The 26,212-nt window shown below is 76.5% G+C and carries 18 protein-coding genes and 1 pseudogene; 10 read left to right on the forward strand and 9 right to left on the reverse strand.

Annotation, left to right across the window (positions count from 1 at the left end):
- Positions 1–75 precede the first annotated feature (75 nt).
- The 5 genes from ACFY07_RS20005 to ACFY07_RS20025 all read left to right on the forward strand — a co-directional run bounded on the left by ACFY07_RS20005 (position 76) and on the right by ACFY07_RS20025 (position 5,032).
- Positions 76–1,218, forward strand: coding sequence for an SPFH domain-containing protein (locus ACFY07_RS20005; protein ID WP_390870213.1), 1,143 nt, complete (start codon positions 76–78; stop codon positions 1,216–1,218).
- A 114-nt stretch (positions 1,219–1,332) separates the two neighbouring features.
- Positions 1,333–1,839, forward strand: a complete 507-nt coding sequence (locus ACFY07_RS20010; RefSeq protein WP_390870214.1) for a GNAT family N-acetyltransferase — start codon at positions 1,333–1,335, stop codon at positions 1,837–1,839.
- Positions 1,840–2,286: 447 nt separating this feature from the next.
- Entirely contained in the window at positions 2,287–3,084 is a 798-nt protein-coding gene (modA, locus tag ACFY07_RS20015) for a molybdate ABC transporter substrate-binding protein (RefSeq protein ID WP_390870354.1), read from the forward strand.
- Entirely contained in the window at positions 3,081–3,938 is an 858-nt protein-coding gene (locus ACFY07_RS20020; RefSeq protein ID WP_390870216.1) for an ABC transporter permease, read from the forward strand. The genes modA and ACFY07_RS20020 overlap by 4 nt, the downstream gene beginning before the upstream one ends.
- Positions 3,935–5,032 (forward strand): ABC transporter ATP-binding protein, encoded by a 1,098-nt coding sequence (locus tag ACFY07_RS20025; protein WP_390870217.1) that lies wholly within the window; start codon positions 3,935–3,937, stop codon positions 5,030–5,032. The genes ACFY07_RS20020 and ACFY07_RS20025 overlap by 4 nt, the downstream gene beginning before the upstream one ends.
- On the opposite strand, the gene ACFY07_RS20030 is transcribed toward ACFY07_RS20025, so the two are convergent.
- A complete protein-coding gene (locus tag ACFY07_RS20030) occupies positions 5,020–5,613 on the reverse strand; it encodes a hypothetical protein (RefSeq protein ID WP_390870219.1) in 594 nt (197 codons plus the stop codon). The two genes, ACFY07_RS20025 and ACFY07_RS20030, sit on opposite strands and share 13 nt — an antisense overlap.
- Before the next feature lie 462 nt (positions 5,614–6,075).
- Between ACFY07_RS20030 and ACFY07_RS20035 the strand changes: the two genes are divergently transcribed.
- Complete coding sequence (locus tag ACFY07_RS20035) at positions 6,076–6,264, forward strand: hypothetical protein (RefSeq protein ID WP_390870221.1); 189 nt, start codon at positions 6,076–6,078, stop codon at positions 6,262–6,264.
- Positions 6,265–6,311: 47 nt separating this feature from the next.
- On the opposite strand, the gene ACFY07_RS20040 is transcribed toward ACFY07_RS20035, so the two are convergent.
- The gene (locus ACFY07_RS20040) at positions 6,312–6,746 is read right to left on the reverse strand and encodes a nuclear transport factor 2 family protein (RefSeq protein WP_390870223.1); all 435 of its coding nucleotides are present in this window, start codon (positions 6,744–6,746) and stop codon (positions 6,312–6,314) included.
- 277 nt (positions 6,747–7,023) lie between these two features.
- Between ACFY07_RS20040 and ACFY07_RS20045 the strand changes: the two genes are divergently transcribed.
- Both ACFY07_RS20045 and ACFY07_RS20050 read left to right on the forward strand, forming a co-directional pair.
- Positions 7,024–8,853 (forward strand): PP2C family protein-serine/threonine phosphatase, encoded by a 1,830-nt coding sequence (locus ACFY07_RS20045; RefSeq protein ID WP_390870224.1) that lies wholly within the window; start codon positions 7,024–7,026, stop codon positions 8,851–8,853.
- Between the two features lie 23 nt (positions 8,854–8,876).
- The gene (locus tag ACFY07_RS20050; protein ID WP_390870226.1) at positions 8,877–9,284 is read left to right on the forward strand and encodes a response regulator; all 408 of its coding nucleotides are present in this window, start codon (positions 8,877–8,879) and stop codon (positions 9,282–9,284) included.
- 27 nt (positions 9,285–9,311) lie between these two features.
- Here ACFY07_RS20050 and ACFY07_RS20055 read toward each other — a convergent pair whose 3' ends face one another.
- The 3 genes from ACFY07_RS20055 to ACFY07_RS20065 all read right to left on the reverse strand — a co-directional run bounded on the left by ACFY07_RS20055 (position 9,312) and on the right by ACFY07_RS20065 (position 13,210).
- On the reverse strand, positions 9,312–11,795 hold the full coding sequence (locus tag ACFY07_RS20055; RefSeq protein WP_390870228.1) for an ATP-binding protein: 2,484 nt from the start codon (positions 11,793–11,795) through the stop codon (positions 9,312–9,314).
- A gap of 144 nt (positions 11,796–11,939) precedes the next feature.
- Positions 11,940–12,638: a heme oxygenase (biliverdin-producing) gene (locus ACFY07_RS20060; RefSeq protein ID WP_390870356.1), complete on the reverse strand. Its 699-nt coding sequence runs from the start codon at positions 12,636–12,638 to the stop codon at positions 11,940–11,942.
- A gap of 224 nt (positions 12,639–12,862) precedes the next feature.
- Complete coding sequence (locus ACFY07_RS20065) at positions 12,863–13,210, reverse strand: PRC-barrel domain-containing protein (RefSeq protein WP_230652436.1); 348 nt, start codon at positions 13,208–13,210, stop codon at positions 12,863–12,865.
- A gap of 260 nt (positions 13,211–13,470) precedes the next feature.
- On the opposite strand from ACFY07_RS20065, the gene ACFY07_RS20070 reads away from it, so the two are divergent.
- Positions 13,471–14,451, forward strand: a complete 981-nt coding sequence (locus tag ACFY07_RS20070) for a hypothetical protein (RefSeq protein ID WP_390870230.1) — start codon at positions 13,471–13,473, stop codon at positions 14,449–14,451.
- A gap of 116 nt (positions 14,452–14,567) precedes the next feature.
- Positions 14,568–15,084: pseudogene (locus ACFY07_RS20075) on the forward strand (DinB family protein).
- A 286-nt stretch (positions 15,085–15,370) separates the two neighbouring features.
- Here the strand turns inward: ACFY07_RS20075 and ACFY07_RS20080 are convergent.
- The 4 genes from ACFY07_RS20080 to ACFY07_RS20095 all read right to left on the reverse strand — a co-directional run bounded on the left by ACFY07_RS20080 (position 15,371) and on the right by ACFY07_RS20095 (position 26,185).
- A complete protein-coding gene (locus tag ACFY07_RS20080; protein ID WP_390870233.1) occupies positions 15,371–18,739 on the reverse strand; it encodes a S8 family serine peptidase in 3,369 nt (1,122 codons plus the stop codon).
- A gap of 449 nt (positions 18,740–19,188) precedes the next feature.
- Entirely contained in the window at positions 19,189–22,920 is a 3,732-nt protein-coding gene (locus ACFY07_RS20085) for a S8 family serine peptidase (protein ID WP_390870235.1), read from the reverse strand.
- Positions 22,921–23,426: 506 nt separating this feature from the next.
- On the reverse strand, positions 23,427–23,798 hold the full coding sequence (locus tag ACFY07_RS20090; protein ID WP_390870236.1) for a ClpX C4-type zinc finger protein: 372 nt from the start codon (positions 23,796–23,798) through the stop codon (positions 23,427–23,429).
- Between the two features lie 203 nt (positions 23,799–24,001).
- Complete coding sequence (locus ACFY07_RS20095) at positions 24,002–26,185, reverse strand: MMPL family transporter (protein WP_390870238.1); 2,184 nt, start codon at positions 26,183–26,185, stop codon at positions 24,002–24,004.
- Positions 26,186–26,212 lie beyond the last annotated feature (27 nt).

Raw genomic sequence — 26,212 nt, forward strand, 5'->3', positions numbered from 1 at the left:
GCGTCCGAGACGCCGTCAGGAGTGCCGGGCGGCGGTCGCGGCCGCCCTCCGGCGCCCCGTCGGCCGCGGGGACCCATGGGCGTCCCCCGGGGACGGCCGGTGGCCCGGAGCGGCGCGTTCAGCGGGAGGGGCGCCCCCGGTGCGCCGCGGACGCAACAGTGCGCACCCCGGTGGGCGGGACCCCCGGAGTGGGGCGTACGGTGCGGTCCCGGCACAGTGCTCATCTGCTCCGCACGGGGGACGAGAAGTGACACGCAGGAAGCCGGCGTACGGCGCGGCCGGGGTGGCCGTCCTGATCGTGGTGATCAACGTGCTGTCGGCGCTGTTCGGCGGGTTCGACCGCACCGACGGCGGCGAGGTCGCGGTGGTCCGCAACGGCGGCATGTCCGACGACCGCAACATCCGGCAGATCATCCCGCCGGCCTCGGGGCTGACCTGGACGGGCCTCTACTCGACCAGCCACAAGTACCCGAGCCAGCAGCGGTTCTACACCATCACCGCACGGGCCGGCGCGGGCGACCGGCCGGGCGTCGACGTGGTCCGCACCCCTCCTCGGACGGGGTGGACATGGGCATCGAGGGGACGCTGTACTTCACGCTCAACCTCGACCAGAAGACGCTCCGGGACTTCGACAACAAGTTCGGCACCCGCGGCTTCACGGGCGCGGACGGCAGGCTGTACCACGCCTACGACGGCGACCTGGGCTGGTCGGCCTTCCTCGACCAGATCATCCGCCCGGTCATCGACAACGACCTGCGCGAGCAGATCTCGAGGTTCCGCTGCGCGGAGCTGGTCTCCTCCTGCGCCCTGGTGCAGAACAGCGGGTCGCCCGGGGTCCCGCCCGCCGGGGCCGGGAAGACCAACAACGGCAACATCGCCGCGGTCCAGAACGCCGTCAACAGCTCCCTCGCCGAGGACCTGAAGGTCACGCTGGGCGACGAGTTCCTGCAGGGCCTGCGGTTCAACCTGGTGCGCGTCAGCCTGCCGGACAACGTGCAGGCGGCCGTGGACAAGGCCCAGGCGGCCTTCGCCGCCGTCTCCGAGGCGCAGGCCCGGGTGGCCCAGGCCAAGGCGGACGCGGCGGCCAACAGCGCCCGCCAGCAGGGCTACCAGAAGTGCCCGGCCTGCGCGGTCATCGACGAGATGAAGGCGATCCCGCCGAGCGTCACCACCTTCGCCCCCGGGCAGAACTTCGCCGTGACCGCGCCCGGCAAGTGAGGCGCCGGCCGCCCCGCACCGCCGCCGCACCGGGCGGGGTGCGGGGCGGCCGCCGTACGGAGGGGTGCGGGAAATCCGGCTGACCGGCGCCCGCGGCACGGGGACACTGGGCGCATGCGCATCAGGGAGGTCCGGGCCGCGGACCACGGACGCCTGCAGGAGATCGAGCGGGCGTCCGGGCAGTGCTTCCGCGAGGTGGGGCTGCCGGAGATCGCCGACGACGAGCCGTTCACGGACGCCGAGCTGGACCGGTACCGGCGGGCGGGCCTGGCCTGGGCCGCGGTGGACGGGGCGGACGTGCCGGTGGCGTACCTCCTCGCGGAGCCCGTCGACGACGCCCTCCACGTCGAGCAGGTCTCGGTCCACCCCGACCACGCGCACCACCGGATCGGGCGGGCGCTGCTGGACCACGCCGCCGGGCACGCCGCCGCCCGCGGGATGCCGGCCCTGACCCTGACCACGTTCGCCGAGGTCCCGTGGAACGCGCCCTACTACGGGCGCTGCGGCTTCCGGACCATGGACGAGGAGCAGCCCGGGCCGGAGCTGCGGGCGCTCGTGCGGCGGGAGGCGGACCTCGGCCTCGACCTGCGGCCGCGGGTGTGCATGCGCCGACCCGTGTGACCGGGCCGCCCGGGCGGCCCGGCGGCGGGCGGGGGGCGGGGTCGGGCGGGGGACAGGCGGCCCGGCGGGCGGGGTCGGGCGGCGGGCAGGCGGCTCCGTGAGGACGCGGCGGCCGGGCCTCGGACCGCGGGCCCCCGCGGCGGGCGCGGGCCGGTACGGGCGCCCGCGGCGAGCGCGGGCGCCCCGCAGCAGGGACGGACAGACGCACGGGAGGAACCGCACCTGCCCACCGTGGATCCCTTGATGATGCGCAGGTGCGAGGGAGAAGGTTCCCTCCGGGCCGCTCATGCGGCACTATCATCGGCGAGGGCAGAAGACAGAGCCCGCGCCGGGCGCCCCTGCCGCCGTACCACCGGAGCGGCCGCACGGACCGGCACGGCCGCCGGAAGGCCGCGGTCGGCCCGGTGGACGAGGGCCCGGGACAGGAAGAGGGAGAGACCTGTGACCATGCGCTCCGTGCGCCGCAGGACCGTGCGGCTGGCCGGCGGGGGCGCCGCGGTGCTGCTGGCGCTGACCGCGTGCGGCTCCTCCGGCCCCTCCGCCTCGTCGGCGGCCTCCGCGGGGAAGCCGTCCGGCACGGTGACCGTGTTCGCCGCCGCCTCCCTCAAGGAGGGCTTCACCGCCCTGGGGAGGACGTTCGAGGCGGCCCACCCGGGCACCCGGGTCGTCTTCGACTTCGGCGGCAGCGACACCCTCGCCGCCTCCATCACCTCCGGGGCCCCGGCCGACGTCTTCGCCGCCGCCAGCCCGAGGACCATGCAGACCGTCACCGACGCGAAGGACGCCGCCGGCACCCCGGTGACGTTCGTCCGCAACCGGCTGGAGATCGCGACGCCGCCCGGCAACCCCAAGGGGATCCGCGGACTCGCGGACCTCGCCGCCCCCGGCCTGAAGGTCGCCCTGTGCGCGGCGGAGGTGCCCTGCGGCGCCGCCGCGCGGAAGGCGCTGGACGCCGCCGGGGTGAGGCTGACCCCCGTCTCCTACGAGCAGGACGTCAGGAGCGCCCTGACCAAGGTGGAGCTGAAGGAGGTCGACGCCTCCGTCGTGTACCGGACCGATGTGAGGGCGGCGTCGGGCAGGGTGGACGGTGTGGAGTTCCCCGAGTCGGCCCGGGCCGTCAACGACTACCCGGTCGTCCTGCTCAAGAACGCGCCCAACGCGGGGGCCGCGCGGGAGTTCATCGCCCTCGTGACCTCCCCCGAGGGCGCCAAGGTGCTGACCGGGGCGGGGTTCCTCGCCCCGTGACCTCCCGGACCCCGTCCGACGCCGCAGCCCGCCCCGGGAGGGGCGGGCCGCGCCGCCCGGGCGCACGCCGCCCCCGCCGCGGGGTCCCGCCGGCGCTGCTGCTGCCCGCGCTGCTCGGCCTGGCGTTCCTCGTCCTGCCGCTGGTCGGGCTGCTGGTCCGCGCCCCCTGGTCCGACCTGCCGCGGCAGCTCGCCGACCCGCAGGTGTGGCAGGCGCTGCGGCTGTCACTGACCACCGCCACCGCCGCCACCGCCGTGGTGCTGGTGCTGGGGGTGCCGCTGGCGTGGCTCCTCGCGCGCACCGAGTTCCCCGGCCGCCGCCTGCTGCGGGCCCTGGTCACCCTGCCGCTGGTCCTGCCGCCGGTGGTCGGCGGCGTCGCGCTGCTGCTCGCCCTGGGCCGGAACGGCATCGCGGGGCGCTGGCTGGACTCCGCCTTCGGCATCACCCTGCCCTTCACCACCGCGGGCGTGGTCGTCGCGGAGGCGTTCGTGGCGATGCCGTTCCTCGTCATCAGCGTGGAGGGGACCCTGCGGGCCGCCGACCCGCGCTACGAGGAGGCCGCCGCCACCCTCGGCGCCTCCCGCCTCACCGCCTTCCGCCGGGTCACGCTGCCGCTGATCGCCCCCGGCGTCGCCGCCGGGGCCGTCCTGGCCTGGGCCCGCGCCCTGGGGGAGTTCGGCGCCACCATCACCTTCGCCGGCAACTTCCCCGGCCGCACGCAGACGATGCCACTGGCCGTCTACCTGGCCCTGCAGGACGACCCGGAGGCCGCCGTCACGCTCAGCCTGGTGCTGCTCGCCGTCTCGGTCACCGTGCTGGCCGCCCTGCGCGACCGCTGGACGGCCGCCGCATGACGGCCCCCTCCCCCGGCACGGGCTCCCCCGCCACGGACCCCGCAGGCCCGGACTCGCCCGGACTGGACGCCCACCTCGTCGTCGAGCGGGGCGCCTTCCGCCTCGACGTCCGGCTCACCGCCGCCCCCGGCGAGGTCCTCGCGCTGCTCGGCCCCAACGGCTCCGGCAAGACCACCGCCCTGCGCGCCCTGGCCGGGCTCACCCCCCTCACCGGGGGCCGCCTCCGGCTGGACGGCGCCTCCCTGGAGGACGCGCCGCCGGAGAAGCGTCCCGTCGGCGTCGTCTTCCAGGACTACCTGCTCTTCCCCCACCTCACCGCCCTCGACAACGTCGCCTTCGGCCCGCGGTGCCAGGGGGTGCCCAGGGCGCGGGCCCGGGCGCTGGCCGCCGGCTGGCTGGACCGCATGGGCCTGGCGGACCGGGCGGACGCGAAGCCGCGGCGCCTCTCGGGCGGCCAGGCGCAGCGCGTCGCCCTCGCCCGCGCCCTGGCCACCGAGCCCCGGCTGCTCCTCCTCGACGAGCCGCTCGCCGCCCTCGACGCCCGGACCCGGCTGGAGGTGCGCGCCGGGCTGCGCCGGCACCTCGCCGACTTCGACGCCGTGGCCGTCCTGGTCACCCACGACCCGCTCGACGCCATGGTGCTGGCCGACCGGGTCGTCGTGGTCGAGGGCGGGCGTGCCGTCCAGGACGGCACGCCCGCCGACATCGCCCGCCACCCGCGGACCGACTACGTCGCCCGGCTCGTCGGGCTCAACCTCTACCAGGGCCGCGCCGAGGGCCGCACCGTCCGCCTCGACGGGGGCGCGGCCGTCACCGCGGACGGCGACCTCACCGGGCCGGCGTTCGTCGCCTTCTCCCCTGGCGCCGTCACCGTCCACCGGGAGCGGCCCACCGCCTCCAGCGCCCGCAACCTGTGGCGCTGCGAGGTCGCCGGGCTGGAGGCCCAGGGCGACCGGATCCGCCTCGACCTGACCGGCGAGCTGCCGCTGGCGGCCGACCTCACCGCCGAGGCCGCCGCCGAGCTGCGGCTGCACCCGGGGGCGGCGGTGTGGGCGACCGTCAAGGCGGCCCAGGTCCGGGCCTATCCCGCCTGACCGGAGGGGCGGGGCGACGGGCCGGAGAGGACGGACGCCGTGCCCTCCTGGGCCCCGGGACCGTCGACGGGCACCGGGTCGAGGGTGTCGAAGCAGACGGTGTCCGTCACGGGGTCGAGGTGGAAGCGGCCGGGGTAGCGGGAGCGGGTGACGAGGTCGTCGTACCGGGCGCTGGCCGTCCACCGGGCGTCCGCAGGCAGGTATCGCGCGAGCTCCTGTGGTATCCGGGGCTGCTCGGCGGGGGCGAAGGCGCGTCCCGGTACGGCCGTGATCGCGCGCACCGCGCCGGCGGGCAGCCGGGCCACCCCGACGACCCGGACCCGCGCGTCCGGGTTCGGAATCGCCCCACGGCCGGACCCGTCCGGGTCGTAGCCGAGCCAGTGGGCATCGGACAGGCGGCCGACCGCCGGGAACCTGCGCTGCAGCGGCGCGGTGTCGGTGCGCACCCTGCCGCGGTCCGGGACGGCGTCGCGGTCGTCCGCCTCCAGGAGGAGGGCCGCACCGCCGGCCACGGCGGCCAGGCCGCCGAGCCCGCCCAGGAGGAGCCACCTGCGGCGGCCCACCACGATCGGCTGGTCCACGCAAGGCCCCCGCCCTCTTCGGATGCACGCTCCCGGGGCGTCACCCTACCCGGCGGGCCGGTACCTCGGGCAGCAGGCGGTCCGCAGACGCGGCCCGGCCGGCGGGTGCCGACGGGCCCCGCCGCGGCCGGTGCGCGTCGCGCCCGCCCTTCGGGGACGCGCTGCGCGCTCCCCGGCGCCACCGCGGCCGCCGCACGCGCCGTCCGGCTCGGGACGTGATCGTCAGTGGCCCGTCGTGCGGAGCCGTCGCGGTGTCGTACCGAGTTCCCCGCCGACGTCCTCGCAGAGCGCGGGCAGCGCGCGGCCGGCGGACGAGTCGGGCAGCCCTGCGGAGTCGGGAAGGGCCCCGAGGGCGCCGTGTCGGGCGGACGCGACAGCGGCGTCGCGCGACGCGAAGGAGCCCCGGCCGCCCGTCCGGTCGGCGTGGTCGGCGAAGTACCGGCGGTGGGCCCCCTCCGACGGATGGGAGCGGAACGAGCCCTCGACGAGACCGTCGAGGTGGTGGGCCAGGCCGGCCGCTCGCTCTGCACCATGTCCGTGCCTCCCCCTTCCCCTGCGCCGTTCCCCGTCGGCCCCTCCGTCCCGGGGCGGCGCGGGGGGCTGCCGGCGGGCGGCGTGACCGCCGGAGCGGCACCCGGCCTCAACCGTTGATCATCGACAGCAGCTGCCCGTGCGTCGCGGTGTCCGCGGACACGGCGCTAGCCGCGCGCGGCCGGGTCCGGCACGATCCCCTCGGCGACCAGGGCCGCGGTGACCGCCTCCCCCAGGGCGTGGACCGCCGACTGCGGGCGGACCATGACCGTGAACTCCTCGATCCGGCCCGCGCCGTCGAACTGGAGCAGGTCGACGCCGTGGATCTCCCGCCCGTTCACGGCGGCCCGGAAGAAGAGCGCCGCCGACGGCACCCGGCCGCCGCCCGCACCGGTCTCGGCCGTCCCGTCCAGGCGCCCGACGTAGCGGAAGTCCTCGAAGGTGCGCAGCAGCACGCCGAAGAGCCCCTTGACGGCAGGCAGGCCGTCGAAGGGGGCGTACTTCACCGGGCTGTGGAAGCGGACGTCCTCGGTGAACAGCTCGTCCAGGGCGGTCAGGTCGTGCTCCTCGACTGCGGTCCGGAAGCGCTCTGCGGTGTCCATGGGTCCTCCTCGGACCGGAAAGGGTGACGGGTCGTACTGCCGAGGAGGACGATGCCCGATCCGGGGGATCAGCGGAAGGGACACCGCGGCCCTGCGGCACACGGTCCCGGCCGCACCCCCGGACGGGAGACGCGGCGGCCGGACCGCCGTCCCCTCCCCGGGCGGCGGTTAGTCGGTGCGGCATCCCGGGGTAGGGGGTCCCCGTGGAAACGGCCCGGTCAGGGCCCGGAGCGGGTCGGGGTCGGCGCGCCCGGCGGCCGGCAGGAGCGGAGGCGGCGTGGACGACAGGTGGGCGGAGGACCTCCACCGGCTGTGGCAGGCCGCCGACGAGGCCGTCGACGTCATGGTCCTGGCGGACGACCTGTACGACGTGCTGCTGAGGCTGCCGGGCGTCCGCGTCGTGGTGGGGACCCGGTGGGACGGGGCTTCCCGGGGGCGCTACCTGCGCGCCCTGGCCCCCGGGGACGCGGCCCCGACGCTGGAGCTGCTCGCGCACGGCCCGTACGACGGGACACCGCGGCGGCCGGCGGCCTCGGCGGAGGTCAGGGAGCACGCGGTGGCGGAGCTCCGGGGCCCGGCGTGGCCGGAGGCGGGCGTCCTGGGGGCGGCCGGCGTGTCCCAGGCCCTGACGTGCACCTTCCGGCTGGGGGACGGGGAGTGGTCGGCCCTCACCCTGGGGACGGGCGACCTCCCGGAGCGGAAGCTGCTGGAGGCCCGCCTGCGGCAGGTCTCCGAGATCGTCGCCGCCTGCGGCAGGCGCATCGCCGAACGCGGCCTGGCCGAGCGGCTCCGGGCGGCCGACGCGCTGCTCGCCGAGGCGTCCCTGCAGATGGACGCCTCGCTGGACGTCGAGGAGACCGTGCAGCGGGTCGCCCGGATCGCGGTGCCCGCCGTGGCCGTCGGCTGCCTGGTGCACCTGTACCGGGACCGGGAGCTGCAGTGCGTCGCCGCGGTCCACGTCGCGGCCCGCAGCCAGCGGGGGACGGCCGAGCTGGGCCGCTCGGACCCGTGGCTGGCCCGGCTGATCGCCCGGGCGGTGCGGAGCCCGCAGGGGCTGCGGCTGAACGCCGGCGAGCTCGGCGGGGGGCCCTTCTCCGCGGCGGACGACGCGGGCGAGGTGGGCGACGTGGGCGCGGTGACGGTGGACGTCCTGCGGGCACGCGGCCGGGTGCTGGGCACCATCACCTTCCTGTACGGCCGACCGGAGCCCCGGATGCCGGAGGCGCTCTTCCTGGGGGACCTGGCCAAACGGGCCGCGCTGGCCCTCGACAACGCGATGCTCTACGAGCAGCGCCGCCAGCACGTGCTCTCGCTGCAGCGCCACCTGCTCCCCGCGGAACTCCCCCACGTGCAGGGCCTCGACCTCGGGGCCTCGTACGAGGTGGGCGACCCCATGCTGGACGTCGGCGGGGACTTCTACGACGTGGTCCCCCGCGGCGGCGGGGCGGCCCTGGTGATCGGGGACGTGTGCGGGCGCGGGGCGGAGGCGGCGGCCCTCACCGGGCTGGCCCGCCACACCCTCCGCACCCTGCTGGAGGACGGCGCGCCGCCCGGCACCGCACTGAGCCGGCTCAACGCCGCCCTGCGCCGGGAGCGGACCTCCCGCTTCGTCACGGGCGCGATCGCGTGCCTCGACCCCGACGGCGGGGAGGGCATGCTGCTGCGGACCGCGAGCGCCGGGCACCCGCCGCCGCTGCTGCTCCGGGCGGACGGCGCGGTCGAGCAGGTGCGGGCGGGGGGACTGCTGCTGGGCGTGGTGGACGAGCCGCGGTACACGGTGGCGGAGGACCGGCTGCGGCCGGGGGACACGGCGGTGTTCTTCACCGACGGCCTGACCGAGTCGCGGGCCCGGGACGGGTCCTTCTTCGAGGGGCTGCTGCCGGGGCGGCTCGCCGGTCTGCGGGGGCTGGGGGCGGCGCGGGTGGCCGAGGAGCTGGCGCACCAGGCGGTGGACTTCCGGGCCTCCGGTGCGGACGACATCGCCCTGCTGGTGGCGCGGGTCCGCGGCGCGGACGAGGGCGCGGACGGGGGCGCGGACCGGAGAGCGGACGGGGGCGCGAGCGGGGGAACGGACGGCTCCGGGGGCGGCGGAGAGGGGTGCGGATGACGGGCGGACGGCAGGGGACAGCGGTGGCAGGCGGCCTGATCCTGGTGGTGGAGGACTCCGAGGAGGACACGGAGGCGATCGAGCGCGCGCTGTCGCGGTCCCACCCCGAGGTCGCCCTGGAGTTCGCGTCGGGCACGGAGGGCGTGCTGGCGCGGCTGCTGGACCCCGCGGCGCCGCGTCCGGGCCTGGTCCTGCTGGACCTCAACATGCCGGGCCGCGACGGGCACTCGCTGCTCGCCGACATCCGCGCGCGCGGCGAGCTGGCGGACGTGACCGTGGTGGTCTTCACCTCCTCCACCGCGCCCGCCGAGGTCGAGGCGTGCTACGCGGCCGGCGCCGACAGCTACGTGTACAAGCCGGTGAACTTCGACCTGTTCCGGACGGTGCTGAGGGGCGCCGTCGACTACTGGCAGCAGCAGGGCGGCCACTGAGGCCGGGCCGTACCGGACGGGCGGCCCTCAGCCCTCCGCGCCCCCGTCCAGGGTGAACCAGACGGCGGTGCCCTCGCCCGGCGCGCTCTCCAGCCACAGCACCCCTCCGTGGCGCTCCACGATGCGCCGGACGACGGCCAGGCCCACACCCGACCCGCCGCCCCGCTCGGTGCGCCGGTGCAGCCTGCGGAAGAGCTGGAAGACCTCCTCGTGCTGGTCGGCGGGGATGCCGATGCCGTTGTCGCGGACGACGACGGCGGGCACGGGGCCGTCGCCGCCGGGCGGCACGGCGCTCCCGGCGGCGACCTCGACGGTGCGCGGGCCGGTGTCGGACGCGTACTTGGCGGCGTTGACGAGGAGGTTGACGAGGACCTCCCGCAGGCGGGCGGGGTCTGCGGAGACGACGGGCAGCGGGCCCGGCCGCAGCACCGCGACCTGCTGCTCCGCCAGGCGGTCCCCGGCGACCTCCAGGGCCTCGTCGAGCAGGGTGTCCAGGGCGGTCCGCTCGCGCTGGAGGCCGACGCGGCCCAGGCGGGAGAAGTGGAGGAGCGAGTCGAGCAGGCCGTCCATGCGGGCGGCGAGCCGCTGCACGGTGTCCAGCCGGCGGCGGGTGGCCGCGTCCAGGTCGGGGCCCGCGTCCTCCACGATGAAGGCGGAGGCGTTGGAGATGCCGCGCAGCGGCTCCTTCAGGTCGTGGGCGGCGGCGTGCGCGAAGGAGTTGAGGTCCTCGTTGATGCGGCGCAGCTCCTCGTTGAGCTGGGAGAGCTCGGAGGCGCGGCGCAGCAGCAGGTCCGAGAGGGTGCGCCACAGCTGGTGGGCCGCGGCCCGGTCCTCGGCGGTCCAGGGCAGGCTGCGGCCGCGGACGGTGGCGCGGAAGACCGCGGTGGAGCCGCGCGGGGTGAGGCGCTCGCCGCGGGGGCCGAGGCGGACCGGGCGGGCCGGGTCGGCGGCCCAGTCCCGGGAGGTGGGCCACTCGCGGCGCCACCAGGCGAGGACGTCGCCCTCGCCGGTGAGGGGGACGAGGAGCAGACCCGCCGGCAGGCCGCCGTCCTGCGCGGCCGGGCCGGACGGGGGCACGGGCGCGGATGCGGCGGGAGCGGTGGCCGTGCCGTGCACGGCGGCGTCCTGCGTGGCGCCCGGGGCGGGGGTGCCCGCGGCCGCCCGGTCCTGCTCCGCGAGGGTCTCCGGGAGGCGGTCGGTGCACCAGACCGTCCCGGCGGGCAGTCCCGCGGCGAGCCGGGGCAGCAGGGGGGCGAGGGCCGGGGGCGGCTCGGCTCCCCCGGCCGCCGCGGTGCCGCCGCGCAGCAGGAGCACGCCGTCGGCCGCGGCCAGCTCCGGCAGGCCGGGCGTCTCCATGAGGCTGCCCGCCAGGTCGCCGGTGATCCGGCCGGCCAGGCCGGCGAGGACGGACCGGCTGCGCGCCAGCGTCTCGGACTGGCTGCGCTCGTCGAGGGCGGCCAGCTGGAGCGAGAGGGCGGTGCCGAAGAACTCGCAGGCGGCCCGCAGCTCCGGGGAGAGCCGGTTCGGGGTGTCGCCGTGGCAGGCGATCAGCCCCCACAGGCGCCCCTCGCGCAGCAGGGAGACGGACATCGAGGAGGTGACACCGATGTTCCGGAGGTACTCCAGGTGGTAGCCCGAGACCGTGCGCAGGACGGATCCCGACAGGTCCAGCGGCTGCCCCGTGGCCGGCCGCACCGGCGGGTGGAGGCCGACGGTGGGGTCGTCGACGTCGGCGATGACCCGGATCCAGTTGCGCGTGTACAGGCGGCGGGCCTGCGGCGGGATGTCGCTGGCCGGGAACCACAGGCCGAGCCACGGCTCGCGGCCCTCCGCGATCTCCTCGGCGACCACCTCGCCGGGGCCGTCCTCGCCGTCGAAGCGGTACGCGACCACCCGGTCGTACCCGGTCAGGGCCCGCACCTCGCGCACCGCGGCCCGGCAGCACTCGGCCGCGGTGGCGGCGCCCTGGAGGCGGCGCAGCGCCCGGCGGACGCCCGGGTAGAAGTCCTGGAAGGCGAAGGGCGCGCCCGCGGTCCGCGGTTCGAACTCCAGGACCAGCAGGTCGTCGGTGCGGTGGACCGTCACGTCGAAGAGGCGGGGGCAGCCGTCGACGGTCACGGTCATGGGCAGCAGCCCTCCCCCGGCGGGGTCGGTCTCGGCGGCCTCCCGTGCCTGCGCCCACTGCTCCGCCCCGAGCAGGCGGGCGGCCCCGGTGCCGACCAGGTCCTGCGCCTCGGCCCCGAGCAGGTCGCCGGTGTTGAGGGCGGCGCTGTCCACCACGCCGTCGGCGGCGCGGACGGCGAGCAGGGTGCCGTAGGACTGGACGCCCCCCAGGAGGTGGATGGGCTCGCGGACGCACGCGCCGAGGTCGAACGCGTCGGACACCTGGCGCTCGGCCTCCACCGCGCGCTCCGACAGCCAGTCGTGCCGCGGGCGGCGGTCCTGCGCCTCCGTCCGGCCGCCCGGGGCCGGGGGCCCGTCCTGTCCCGTCGACAGGACCCGCTCGGCCATGCCCGGCTCCTCCCGGTGGGGCCGGCCGCGGTGGGGCGGGCCGGTCCGTCTGTCGCTGTGCGTCGCCCCCCTCTTTGCATCGTCCCCCCTGCGGGGACGCTGCGCCGACCGGTCCCCGGGGGGCGGGTGGAACCGGCGGTGCCGTCAGACGCGCGCCGGGAAGAGCGCGGCGAGGCCGGCGAGGACGGCGCTGTTGAGCGCGAAGGCGTCGCAGCACTCCGCCGCGACCCGGCGCCGCTCCGCCTCCCCGACGGGGAGGCCGTCGAGCAGCCCGCGGTACTCCCGCCGGAAGGCGGGCGTGCTGCCGATCCGCTCGAAGACGTAGAAGCGGACCCCGTCGCCCCCGGCGTCGAGTCCCCAGGTCCGCTCGGCGGTGCGGCGGACCACCTGCCCGCCGGCGAGGTCGCCCAGGTAGCGGGTGTAGTGGTGGGCGACGTACCCGGCGGGCCAGTGCGCGGCGACCTCCGCGATCCGCGCGGCGTAGCGCCGGGTGGCCGGCAGGGCCGAGGCGCGGGCGCGCCAGTCCTCCCCCGCCAGGTGCCGCAGGTCCCGCTCCAGCTCCGGGACCCGTTCCAGCTCCGGCCGTACGAACGGTCCCGCCACGGGGTCGTCCGCGAGGCGGGCGGCCCCGTCCTCCAGGGCGCGGTACACGAACCACAGCTGCTCGGTGTAGCGGGCGTAGGCGTCGAGGCCGAGCCGCCCGCCCAGCAGGTCGCCCATGAACGCCGACTCCTCGGCCTCGGTGTGGGCGGCGCGGGTGGCGGTGCGCAGGGCGTCGGAGAAGGGGCCGGGCGGGAGGTCGGGTACGGGACCGGGTGCGGGGCCGGGCGGGAGGTCGGGTATGAGGTCGGGTATGAGGTCGGACGGCAAGGGGGCTCCTGGGTCGGGGGCGCGGGAGGCATGTCCGCAGGTGGTCGCGCGCCTCAGCCTGCCCGTTCCCGCCCTCGGCACACGTGGCGCACGGCACGTCGCGGCCCGGAGCGCGGGCTCCGGCGGACGCGGACGGCCCGCGGCCCCGGCCGGCAAGGCTCCGGTCGGGGCCGCGGGAGTCCGCAGCGGTGGCCGCGTCAGCGGTGGCCGCCGTAGTACTGGCCGTACTGCTGGTGGTAGCCGGAGTCCACGGCGTGCTTGTCCTTGTCGTACTCCGGCGCGTTCTTGATCTCGTCCTTGGTGCGCGAGACGTAGACGGTGCGCTCGTTGGCGTCGATGCTGGAGACGGTGCCGGCGGGCAGCAGGACGTGCTTGCCGAAGATCCACGGGCCGGTGTCGACGACGAGGTACTGGCCGTCGACCTCCTCGCTCGCCTTGTCGACCTTGCCGATGTGGCCGTCGGTGGCCTCGACGCGGTAGCCGACGAGGTCCACGCCCGCCGTGTAGCCGCTGTCCGCGCCGTAGCCCCACATGGTCTCGCTCATGTCCGCAGTCCTTCCGCAGTGTCGGAGTGCCGGGACGGGATCGCCGTCCGCACTTCTCTCCGGGGCAGCCGCTACCCCGGGATCCCGCGGGCAGTCATCCCGTCCCGCGCGGGAACCGGGCGGCACCGCTCCCGGGCAGGGCATCTCCGGGAAAAGGTTTCTGACGCCCCGCCACCTCCCCTGCCGGCGGGCCCGGTCACCGGCGCGCGTACAACCTTTCGGGGCGGGACGTGTCTTCTCCGGTGACGGAGGGGGACGCCATGGGTCGCAGGGCCACGGCCGGCGGGACCGCCGGGGCCGCGCTCGCCGCCGGGATGCTCGTCCTGGCCGCCTGCGCCGCGGGCGGGGGCGGCGGGCCGGGCGGCGGTGCAGCGGGGCCGGTGCGCAGGGGCGGGCGGCCGGTGCCGTCGGCCGCGGCCCGGCCCGCCGCGCGCCCGGCGGTGGACTTCGACGGCGACGGGTACGGCGACGTGGCGGTGGGCGCGGGCGACGGCACGGTGCGCGGGCGGGAGCGGGCCGGGGGCGTGGTGGTGCTCCGGGGCTCCGCACGCGGCCTGGCGCGCCCCGTCGCCGTCACCCGCGACAGCCCCGGCGTGCCCGGCCCGGTGCGGGCCGACGAGGGCTTCGGCGGCACCGTGGGCGCGGGCGACCTGGACGGCGACGGGCGGACCGACCTGGCGCTCGGCGACCCGGACGCCGGGGAGGGGGCGGGCCGTCTGGTGGTCCGGTACGGGGGCGCCCGCGGCCTGCGGCCCGGGGGGACCGAGGTCACGCAGCGGACACCGGGCGTCCCCGGGCCGGTGCCGGGCGCCGACGCGGCGTACTTCGGGCACGCCGTGGCCGTGCGCGACACCGACGGGGACGGCCGGGCCGAGGTCGCCGTGGGCGTGCCCGACGACGGCGGCCCCGGACCGGCGCGCGCCGGCGTCGTGCTCCTCCTCCGCGGGGGGCCGCACGGACTGTCCGTGCGGGGCGTGCGGGAGGTCGTGTCCGGCCGACCGGCGCCCGAAGGGGTCCAGGAGGTGTTCGGCGGCACCGTGCTCCTCGCGGACGTGACGGGGGACGGCCGGACCGAACTGCTCTCCGCCGCGACCGGCGCCGACGACGGCCACGGGGTGCTGCACGTCTCCTGCGCGGCCCGGCCGGGTCCGTGCCCGGCGGCGGCCGCCGTCGGGCGCGCCGGCCTGCGGGGACTGCCCGCCGCCGACGCCTTCGGTTTCGGCGGCGCCCTGGCGGGCTAGGACCTGTCCGGTGGTCCGGCCGGGCCCTCCCCGGGCGCAGCGGGTGCCGGGGCACGCGACGGTGCGTCCGCTCGGCCGGGTCGACACCCGTCCCGGGCCGGGGGAGACTCCTCCCGATGCCGCCACGAACCGACACGCCCCCTACGTGGGACGAGCGTGCACAGCTGGCCACCTTCCTGGACTACGCCCGTGGCACCGCGCGGGCCACGTGCGAGGGCGTGTCCCCCGAGGACGCCCGCAAGGCCCCGCTCCCGGGTTCGCCGCTGATGACGCTGTGCGGGTTGATCAGCCATCTGCGCTGGGTCGAGTACTACTGGTGGCAGGTGGTGTTCCTGGGCGAGGAGCTCGCCGGGGCCGCTCGCCGGGGCGACCGACGACGACCCCGACCCCGAGATGCGGACAGCGGTCGACATCCCGTTGCCCCGGCTCCTCGCCGAGTACGAGGAGCAGTGCGCCCGCTACCGCCGCCTGGTGTCCGGCCACGACCTGAGCTCGAGGGCCGGACGTCCCGTCAGCGACGGCCGCCACGTCGACCTGCGATGGGTGATGCTCCACCTCATCGGGGAGACGTCCCGCCGCAACGGCCACCTCGACGTCGTGCGTGAGCTCGTCGACGGGCGGACCGGCGCCTGAGGCCGGTCCTGACGCCTTGTCGTGACGAGCGCAGCGCGTCAGGAGGAGGCCGGCAACGGCCTGGCGGACACCCCGCGCCACCCGTGCGGCCCGCCCCTCCGCCCGTCCCGTCCGCCCCTGCGCCGCGGGAGGGACGGAGGGGCGGACGGACCGGAGGGCCTCCCGGCGGAGGACGGCCCCCGGCTCGCTGCAGGACGTGATGCAGGAGGGCCCCCGCCTGCACGGCGGGGGCCCTCCTCCGTTCCTGGCGGTCAGCCGGTGCTGGCAGGACCCGACAGGGCCCTGATCACCCCTCGGCCCTCGTCAGGTAGGCGTCGATGATCGTCTCGGTGACGGTGTTGCCCTGCCGGTCGGCCGCCTCGGCCTTGAACGAGACGCTGCCGCCGGCGCGGGGGTTGGTGACCTCGACGGCGCCGTCGCGCACGGCGGCCTTCTGCCAGTCGGCACCCCTGTCGTACGAGACCCAGACCGCGAGGGATCCCAGGTTCCGCCCCTGCGCGGATCCCTCGACGGTGACGGGGACCCGCACCCTCGCCCGTTCCCGGGCCGTGTTGTCCAGGGAGAGCTCGGGGGTGAAGCGCACGACGGAGGTGGGGATCCTGGCGATGCCCGGCGCGTAGGCGGAGGAGAACGTCCAGGACGCGGTCATGGCCGTGGACACGTCCGCCACCGCTCCGCGGGCGACGGAGACGGTCAGCCGGTAGTCGGCCCGCTCGTCGGGCGCCACGTAGAAGTAGTCGAAGGGGTAGATGCTCCGGTGGACGAGCTGTCCGTTGCGGTAGAAGGTCGTCAGCGCGCTGTCGTACGGCGCGTTGTTGTCGCTGAAGTCGCCGCTGCCGTCCGAGAACAGCGGGATCGCGCCGAGCATCGCCTCGCCGTTGCGGAGCAGCCCGGCGCCGTCCGGGAGGGAGGGTCCGAAGACACCCACGTTGAACGTGTGCCGGTAGGAGCGTCCCGGCCGGAACGCCTGGTCGGACCAGACGTAGCTGCTCTCGTAGGAGTCGTCGGCGTCCACCTGGTCGAAGATCAGCGTCCAGGGGGTGTCGGCCGACAGCAGGTGCAGGGTGGTCGTGTGGGGAAGGGCGCGGGGCTCACCGAGGCCGGTGCCGCCCTCCGTGACCGGGGTGACGAAGCCGGTCTTGCCCTTGGCCGGCGCACCCATCCCCAGCCTGACGTCGGCGAAGTCCCGGGGAGCGGGGTGGTCGGCGAAACCGGTCAGGTACGTGTCGCCCTCCGGCCGGTACACCAGGGCGTAGTCGTCGTGCCCCTCGGTGCCGGTGGAGAAGGCGAGCGAGAGCTGCTGGTTCAGGGTGTCCCCGGGGTACGCCTTCGGGCCGACGTGGGCGGTGTGGAACTTGCCGAGGTTCGCGGCGAAGAGCCCGAAGCGGGTGAAGGTCCCGTCGGGCAGGTCGACGCCCGCGCTGATGTACCCGAAGGTCGGCTGCGCGGTCCGGTCCGGCACGGTGACGTCGATCGCCTTGGCGGTGCGCGCGTCCAGCGTCACCGTGGTGTCCTCGGTGACGTCCAGGTTGGGCCGGTTGAACCAGTCGGCGCCCTGGCTGTACGAACCCTCCGGGTCCACGCGGACCATGCTGTTCAGGAAGTAGCGCCCCTTGGGGACGCGCACCGAGTGCGTTTCCCCTCCCAGGGCGATGTCGTTGCCCCGCAGCGGACCGGTCAGCGCCTGCAGGTACGCGTCCCAGGAGGCGGCGGGGCTGCCGCCGCGGTCCAGGGGTTCCACGGTGACGGTGTAGTGCTCCGACTCACGGTCCACGGCGAACACGGTGCCGACGGTCCGGCCGTCGCCGGTGGCGGTGACCCGCCCGGTGAAGGTGCCGACCGCGTCGCCCCCGAGCCGGGTGTCGGCGGTGACCTTCACCGTGGCCTCGCCCTGCGCCGGGACGGTGACCCGGGCGTCGGTGGTGAACATCCCGGCGGGCGCCGGGCCGCCGTCGGGCCCGGTGGCGTCCACGGCCAGGTCCAGGGTGACCGGCGTGCTGCCCAGGTTGCGGTAGGTGAGGTCCCGGACGAGCGGCTGGTCGTCGGTGTGCGGCCACTGGGCGAGGCCGAAGGGGAGCGAGGTCTGACGGGCGACGACGGTCTGCTTGATCGCCTTCCGCAGGTCGACCCGGCCGGAGCCCTGCTGGAACGGCCCGTACGCACCCGGCGTGGCCGACGCGACGAGCGCCTGCCTGATGTCGTCGCCGGTCCAGTCGGGGTGCTGCTGGGCGAGGATGGCGGCCGCGCCCGCGACGTGCGGGGTGGCCATGGAGGTGCCGCTCAGCGCCACGTACCCGTCCGCGACCGGCGTACCGGCGCCGGCCATCAGGCTGTCGTGCGCGGCCGCGGCTCCGATGGCCACACCGGGCGCCGTGATGTCCGGCTTGATCGCGCCGCCGGCGGCCCGGGGGCCGGTGCTGGAGAAGGGTGCCAGCACGTCCTGCTTGTCGACGGCGCCGACGGTGAGGGCGGCGTCGGCGCTGCCGGGCGTGTTGATCGTGCCGGGCCCGCCTTCACCGGTGTTGCCGGCCGCGACGACGAAGAGCGTCCCGCTCTCGGCCGACAGCCTGTCGACGGCCTCCTCCATCGGGTCGGTCTCGGGGGTGTCGTAGCTGCCGAGGCTGAGGTTGGCGACGTCCGCCTTCTCCGCCGCCGCCCACTCCATGCCCGCGATGATCTGGGACATGCTGCCGCTGCCGTTGTCGTCGAGGACCTTGCCGGCGAGGATCCGGGCTCCCGGCGCCACGCCCCGGTACTTGCCGCCGGACTTCGCCCCGGTGCCGGCCGCGATGGACGCGACGTGCGTCCCGTGGCCGTACCGGTCCACGGTGTCGGGCGACTGGGAGAAGTTGCGCTCGGCCACGACCTGGCCGGCCAGGTCGGGGTGGGTGGTGTCCACCCCGGTGTCGAGGACGGCGATGCGCGTACCGGTGCCGTCGAAGCCGGCCGCCCACGCCTCGGGGCCGCCGATCTGCGGCACGCTCCTGTCCAGGGAGGCGTGGACGACGGCGTCGAGCCACACCGAGGCGATGCCGGGCGCCACCGTGCGGCCGGCGTCGCCCGCCGTCCCCCTGGTGACGGCGGACCACAGGTCCGCGGTCCCGTTCGCGGGTGCGGCGACGGCGTCGGCGTCGATGCTGCTCAACGTGCGCTCGACGTCGGCGCCGGCGGTGGCGCGCAGCGCCGTCCTGGCCGCCGGGCGCGCCGCGTCGTACATCACGATGAGCCGCAGGTCCCTGCGCTGCGCATAGGCAGGGGAGCTCAACGTGGTGACGTCGAACAGACGCCGGTCCAGGCGGCCGCTCCCGATCAGGCCCCGCGCGTCGTCGGGCACGGCGTAGGTGTGCCCTCCGGCGGTCTCGACACGGATGGGGATGTCCTCGCGGCCCCGGGCGGGCCGCGCGGAGACGACCTCGCCCTTGCCGTCCACCCCGATCCGGTCACCGGTGATCAGGGGGATCCAGCGGTGTGCCGTGCGGGTGCCGGCGTCACCGCCGTCCCGAGCGGGCCCGAGGTCCGGGGACGGGGCCACCGTCGGGTGGGCCGCGGTGGTGGAGCCTGCGAGCACCGGGGGCGCCGGCGGGGCGGCGGCGACCGACAGCAGGCCGAGCCCCACGGCCATGCCGAACACGGGTCTCATGAAGATGGATCTCACGGTTTCCTCTCGCTCTGCCGCTCCGCACCGGCCTGTGCTTCCACAGCCGGGGCCGAGCGGCGACACAACGGACGCAGTGTCCGACGCCGGACACATGCACGGTCGAACAGAACCCCCGTGCCCGGACGGGCCGTCAGTCGGCTGCTTGCCGGGCCCTCGTGGGGAGGCTCCTGCGCGGGGTGGCTCTTCGCGGGGTGCCGGGCTTCGGCCACCGCCGGGCACAGGGGGGGTCCGTCCCGGAGGCAGGGCCCTCCGCCGCGGGCCGCGCCGCGACGCGGGTGCCCGCGGAGGGCCACTCCCCCGGCCCCCGCGCACACGGGCAGGCCGGGCCGCGCCGGGGACCGGGGCGGACCGCACGGTCCTGTGCGGCCCGCCCCGGGCCGGTCGTGCGCGGTCGCCGGGCGACCGCGCCGGTCAGCCCGTCAGCCGGTCAGCCGGTCATTACGGGCTCACCGGATCCCGAAGGCCCGGATCACCGTCTGGGTGACGGTGTTGCCGGCCGTGTCCCGGGCGCTCGCCCGGAGGGAGACGAACCGGGCTCCCTTCGGTGCGGACAGGCCGAACCGGCCGCCGTGGCCGGGCACGGCCCTCCGCCAGGTCCGTCCGTCGTCGTAGGACAGCTCGACCGCGACCGGTGCGAGCGCGCCCGCGCCGACGGCACCGGGGAGGTGGCGGGCGGACACCGACAGGTCCGCACCGTTCCCCGCCCGGCCCGCCGCGTCGGTGGCGACCGCGTAGTCCAGCTGCAGCAGGGGCAGCACCTCGGGGTCGTCCGACGACGGCGCCTTCGAGGTGAAGGCCCATTCGGTGTGCGTCGTGGCGGAGTAGGGGCTGACCGAGGCGTCCCGGCCGGTGTCCAGCACCAGGCGGTACGGGAGCCTGTCCGGGCCTGGCGCGTCGGCTCCGACGACGGTGGCCGACCCCTGCGCCAGGAGGGTGTCACCCTGGTAGAGGGTGAGGGCCTGGCGCGTGCGCTGGTAGTCCATGGTCATGCCGACGTGGTCGGAGCCGCCCCAGCCGGGGACGTCGAAGCTCAGCCAGCTCCCGCTGCGCCGGGGGAGCTTGTAGTTGTTGTTGAGGTACGGGCGCTCGACCGGCTTGAACCACTCCTCCGCCTGCGTGCTCCCGGGACGGTAGGCGGTCCTGGGCTCGATCTCGTAGAGGAGGCCGTCGACGTAGGCCTCCTGGCCCCAGGTGAACGCGCCGCCGGTGGAGACCCAGTCGACCCGCTTCCCGTTCACGGGCTCGCGCATCGTGGTGCCGATGCCCCAGTCGGAGTAGGCGGGCCAGTCGAACCGGAACTCCCCGCCGCCCCGCGCCGGGTCCGGGCTGTCGAAGGTGACGTCGACCCGGGCCAGGTTCTCCGGACCTCCCTGCTGGACCAGGTCGTCCGGGATCTCGTTGTGCCAGGTCCGCATCAGGTCGTAGACGTAGGGGCTGACCGGCTGGGAGTCGACGCGGAGCACCGCGTCGCCGGCGCGCACCATCCGGATGAGCTTCTCGCCCTCGTCCGTGCTGAGCAGCGCCACGTCGATCCCGGCGGGCGTCAGCGGTCGGGGGCTGTAGTCGCGGACCCAGCGTCCGGGTTGGTCGTTCACGACCAGCAGGAGCGCCGCCCCGGCCCGGACGGCGGCGGCGGCCTGGTCCGCGTCGCTGACCGAGGCTGTGCGGCGCACCACCACCGCCTTGCCGCGCGCGTCGACCCCGGCGTAGTCCGCGGCCGCGCCGTCGCCGGCGACGACCGCCTTCAGGTTCCGGCGCCCCTTCGGCAGGGGGGTCATGCCCGTCTGCTGGAGGACGTCGGAGAAGTCGGTGGCTCCGAGGGCGACGCTCAGCGCGGGCTGCTCCTTGCGCCAGCGCGCGGCGAGGTAGAAGTCGCCGTGGGTCACCTTGGTGCGCAGGGGCTGCGCCCAGAGGCTGTCGTAGCTGGTCTGGGTCTCCATGTAGTCGCGCCAGGAGGCGCCGCCCATGGAGCGGTGGTACTCGAGGCGCTGGTAGGTCGCCTCCGTGCGCTGGGGCGTGGTCACGTCGACCCGGCGGATCCTCGAGGCGTCCAGCACGACGGTGGTGTCGCGGTCCATGGTGACGTCGGGGTCGCCGAGCAGCGCCATGCCCATCGAGTGCGGGCCGTGGAGGCCCTGGACGGTCTTGAACGAGAGGACCGAGTACGTGTCGTCGGGCAGGAACGTCGTCAGCGTGCCCGTCATGCCGACCAGGTAGAAGGTGGGCAAGGAGTCGCCCGACCTGAGCACCTCCACGACCCCGGACATGGGCCGGCCCTCGCCGTCCTTGAGGGTCATCGTCAGTTTGTGGACGACGTCGCCCAGCGCCACGGCCGTGTGCGCGACCTGATGCCCAGCGGGGTCGGCAGCGGTGATCTGACCGCTGTAGCGCCTGCCGGCGGAGGCCTGGGAGCCGTCGATCGTGAGGGTGACGGACGCGGACCCGTGCGCGGGCACGGCCACCCGGGTCGCGGACAGCCGGAACATGCCCGCGGGGGCGTCGGGGGCCTCGACGGACAGGTCGAGGGTGACGGGCGTGTCCGCGAGGTTGGTGTAGGTCACGGGGCGCAGGACCGTGCTGGAGCCGCCCGCGGGCGCCTGCCCCGCGAAGGCGGTGGCGGAGGCGAGGACGGTGGCCCGGACCGCCGCCGCCGCGTCCACGCGGCCGCTGCCGCCCTGGAAGGCGTCGTACTGCGGGGTGGGCCGGGAGCTGCTGACGAGCAGGTCCTTGAGCCGGCTCCCCGTCAGGTCCGGGTGGGCGGCGGCCAGCAGTGCGGCGGCGCCCGCGACGTGGGGCGTGGCCATCGAGGTGCCGCTCAGCGTCTGGTAGCTGCCCTCGCCCTCCGGGGCGTACTGCGAGCGGGCCGCGAGCACGTCGACACCGGGGGCGGTGATCTCCGGCTTGAGGCCGCCGTCACCGACGCGGGGCCCCTGGCTGGAGAAGGAGGCGACGTCGTCGGCGGAGTCGACCGCGCCGACGGTCAGTGCGGAGTCCGCCGCGCCGGGCGCGCCGATGCTGCCGGGCGCGCCCTGGTTGCCGGCGGCGACCACGAACAGGGCCCCCGTCTCGGCGCTGAGACGGTCGACCGCCTCGCTCATCGGGTCGGTGCCGTCGGACGGTGCGTCGGAGCCGAGGCTCATGTTGACGACCTTGGCGTGCTGGTCGCGCGCCGCCCACTCCATGCCCGCCAGGACCCACGAGTCCTGCCCGGAGCCGTCGTCGGCGAGCACCTTGCCGATGCGGAGGTCCGCGCCGGGCGCGACGCCCCTCTCCCGCCCGCCGGACGCGGCGCCGGTCCCGGCGATCGTGGAGGCCACATGGGTGCCGTGCCCGTTGCGGTCCACGACCTCCTCGCCGGGGACGAAGCTCCGCGAGGAGGCGATGCGGTCCGCGACGTCGGGGTGCCCGGGGTCGACCCCCGTGTCGAGCACCGCGACGTCCACGCCCTGCCCGGTGTCACCGCCCGCCCAGACGTCGGGCGCGCCGATCCGGGCCGTGGTGTCGGCGAGGTCGGCCTTCACGAGGCCGTCCAGCCAGATCCGCGCGATGCCGGAGCTGAAGCCCGGGGCGCCGGACCGCGTCCCCGCCCTCGCGGCGCCCGCGGGCGCGGCGGTGACGGCGGACCAGAACCCGGCCGCGTGCCTGCGGTCCTCGGTGAGCGCGGCGCCCTGCACGCTGTCCAGGGTCCTGACCCGGGTGGAGCCCTGCGGGGACGCGCCGGAACGCAGCTGCGCCGCCCCGTCCGTGTAGGAGACGATGAGCGGCAGCCGGTCGCGGTGCGCGTCGTCGTATCCGTCGGCGATGAGGGCCGTGATGTCGAACAGCCGCCGGTCCAGGGTGCCCGCCGCGACGTACGGGAGGGCAGCGTCGGGGTAGACGTACAGGTGGCCCCCCGACTCCATGACGCGCGCCTCCGCGGGGGACCCGTCGCCGCTGCGCACGTCGACGGTGCCGCCCCTCCCACCGGACCCGCGGACGGTGGCGACGTCGCCGGTGACCAGGGTGACCGTGTGGACCCCCGGCGGCACGGCCGCCCGGGCCGGTGCGGTGGACGCGGGCGGCGCGGCCGCCGGGACCGGCCCGGGGGGTGCCGGGGAGGCGGCGACGGGGGCGGCCGTGGCCAGGAGGGCCACGCCGGCGGTGGCCAGGACCGTCCAGCGTGCGGGTGGTGGCTTCAACAGGTTCCTCGTGGGCGTCGGGACAGGCGGGGATCGCTGCGCCTGCAGCCGCTCGGCACATCGGGGTGGGACGGCGCCGCGGACTCGTGGGGGAAGATACGGGCCCGCGCCTTCGGGCCGCCGAGTGACGTCGATCACGTGTCGGCGGTCTGGACAGGGGCCCGCGGATGCGCAGGGGCCCCCGACCGCGGAGGGCCTTCCCGCCGGCGACCGCACCCGCCCGGCCTCACCGGGAGGAGGCCGCCCGCCGCACGGGCCCCGTCCCCTCGCCCGGACCGGGCGCACCGCGGCAGGGGAGCCGTATTCCTGCCTCGACAGGCATGCGGGCCTTTCCCTTTGAGGCAGTGTCGGATCCGGACGCGCCGCCGCTCGGGCGCGGACCTCGTCCGGGCGGTTCCGAGAGCGCGGGCGGCGGCTTCGGCCGGACGCGCCCGGCAGCGGGGGCGCACGCCGCGCCCCGGGGACGACCTGGGCCCCGTCCCTCCGGTGCGGGACGGGACGGACCGTCAGGCCTGGCCGGAGAACTTCTGCCAGGCCGACTGCCGGGCGACCCCCAGCGCGGCGCCGATGCGGGCCCACGGCACTCCGCGGGCGCGGAGCCGGTCGACCCAGGTCTGCAGGCTCGCGTCGACCTGGGCGCTCACCGAGGCGATGCGGGGCAGGAGTTCGAGGATCTCGTCGTCGGTCATCGTCTCCGAGACGGGGACCTCGGGCGTCTCCCCGGGGGCGGCGGGACGGGCCAGGATGTCGCCGCAGAGGCGGACGCAGCCGTCGCAGATGTAGACGCCCGGGCCCGCGACGACCTTGCTCACCTCGGTCTCCGGCCTGCCGCAGAAGGAGCAGTGGAGGGTGCGGTCGGCGAAGAGCTGCGCGGACATGGATCCTCCGTCATCGATCCCGCGTCAGTCTGGTCCTGACGCCTTGTCGTGACGACCGTAGCGCGTCAGGAGGGGGCTGACAACAGCCCGGCGGACACCCCGCGCCGCCCGTGCGGCCCGTCTCCACCCGCCCGTCCGCCCCTCCGCCCCTCCCGAGGCGGAGGGGCGGAGGGGCGGATGCGGATGCGGGTGCGCGGCCGCCGTCAGCGGGGCCCGGACACGGCGGTGGCGCCGTGCCGGTCCGGGGCGGCGGGGCCGTCGGACGGCCGCCGCGCGGCCTCCTCGGGCCTGCCGGGCCACCAGAAGCGCCGCCCGGTGAGCAGGACGAGGGCGGGCACGAGGACGGTCCGCACCAGGAGGGTGTCCAGCAGGACGCCGACGCCGACGATGACGCCGATCTGGGTGAGGGTGATGAGCGGCAGCACCCCGAGGACGGCGAAGACGGCGGCGAGCAGGATGCCCGCGCTGGTGATGACGCCGCCGGTGGAGGCGAGGGCGCGGAGGACCGCGGCGCGGGTGCCGTGGCCCGCGAGGGTGTCCTCGCGGGTGCGGGCGATGAGGAAGATGTTGTAGTCGACGCCGAGGGCGACCAGGAAGAGGAACGACAGCAGGGGGACGCCGGCGTCCAGGGCCGGGAAGTCGTACACCGTGCGGAAGAGCGTCCAGGAGGCGCCCAGGGCGGCGAAGTACGACGCGATGACGGTCAGGACCAGCAGGAGCGGCGCGACCAGGGCCCGCAGCAGCACCACCAGGACGACCAGGACGATGGCGAGGACGAGGGGCACGACGACGCGGGTGTCCCGGGCGGTCGCCCGGGCGACGTCGTAGGTCTCGGCGGTGGTGCCGCCGACGAGCGCGTCCGCGCGCGGCACCTCGGCCAGGCGGCCGCGCAGCCGGGCGATCGCGGCGTCGGAGGCGCGGGTGCCCGCCGCGTCCTCCAGGACGACCTCGGCGGCGGCGTGGCGGGCGGTGCGCTCGCCGGGGGTGACCTGGGCGACGCCGGGCACGCCGCGGGCGGCGCGGACGACCTCGTCCGCGGCGGCGGAGGCGGAGACGACGGTGAGGGGGTCGCCGGCGCCGGCGGGGAGGACGGACTGGAGGGTCTCCTGGCCGAGGACGGCCTCCGGCCTGCTGCGGAAGGAGTCGTTCTGCGAGAGGCCGGTGTGCAGTCCGAGCGCCCCGGAGGCCAGGAGGACCAGGACGGCCGTGCCGGCGGCCGTGACGGCGGCGGGCCTGCGGGCGACGGCGCGGCCGAGCCGGGCCCACCCCCCGCGCCGGTCGGCCGTGACGGGGTCGCCGACCCTGGGCACGAAGGGCCAGAAGATGCCGCGTCCGGGCAGGACGAGGGCGGCGGGCAGGACGACGAGGCCGCAGAGCATCGCGGTGAGGATGCCGACCGCCCCGGCGAAGCCGAGGCCGCGGTTGCCGGTGAGTTCGGCGGCGAGGAGGGTGAGGAGGCTGAGGACGACGGTGGTGCCGCTGGCCAGCACGGCGGGCGCGGTGCCGCGCCAGGCGCGGGCCATGGCCCGGAAGCGGTCGCCCTCCAGGTGGAGCTCGTCGCGGTAGCGGGAGACCAGGAGCAGGGCGTAGTCGGTCCCGGCGCCGAAGACGAGGACGGAGAGGATGCCCGCGGAGGCGGCGTCGACGTCGACGCCCGCGATCGGGGCGAGGACCCCGACGAGCACGGAGGCGAGGCGGTCGCCCGCGCCGACGACGAGCAGCGGGACGACCCACAGCAGGGGGCTGCGGTAGGTGACGAGGAGGAGCAGCGCGACGACGGAGGCGGTCACCAGCAGCAGGGTGGTGTCGGCGCCGTCGAAGACCTTGCCGAGGTCGGCGGAGAAGGCGGGGCCGCCGGTGACCTGGGCCCGCAGGGGTGCCTGGAGGCCCTGGGAGGCGGTACGGCGGATCGTGTCGATCCGGGCGGCGTTCTCGTCGTCCCCGACGCCGCTGCGGAGCGGGACGGCGACGGTGGCGACGCGGTCCTTCGCGTAGGCGGCGCGGGCGGGCGCCCCGCCGAGGCCGAGCCGGCCCAGGGGCACCGCCCGCTGCTCGATCTGCGCCCGCTGCGGGGCGGTGAGGGGGGTGCCGTCGGCGTTGCTGTAGACGACGAGGGCGGGGGCGACCGCTCCGGAGGGGAGGGTCCCGACGATGCGGGAGACCTGGGCGGACTGGGAGCTCGCCGGGAGGCCGGATCCGGTGGTCGCGGTGGTGGTGGCGTCGGCGGGCCCGAGGGTGAAGGCCGCGCCGAGGCCGAGGGCGGTGAGCAGCAGGACGAGCCACGCCGCGCCGCGCAGGCGGCGGGAGGAGGGGCGCAGGGCCCGGTGCGGGCCGTCGCCGGGAGCGGCGGGCCCCTGGCGGCCGGAGCCGGGCATGGTTCGAGACACGATGACCCCATATGTCGTTAAGCAGCT

It is taken from the genome of Streptomyces sp. NPDC001380, assembly GCF_042895785.1.
Taxonomy (GTDB): Bacteria; Actinomycetota; Actinomycetes; order Streptomycetales; family Streptomycetaceae; genus Peterkaempfera.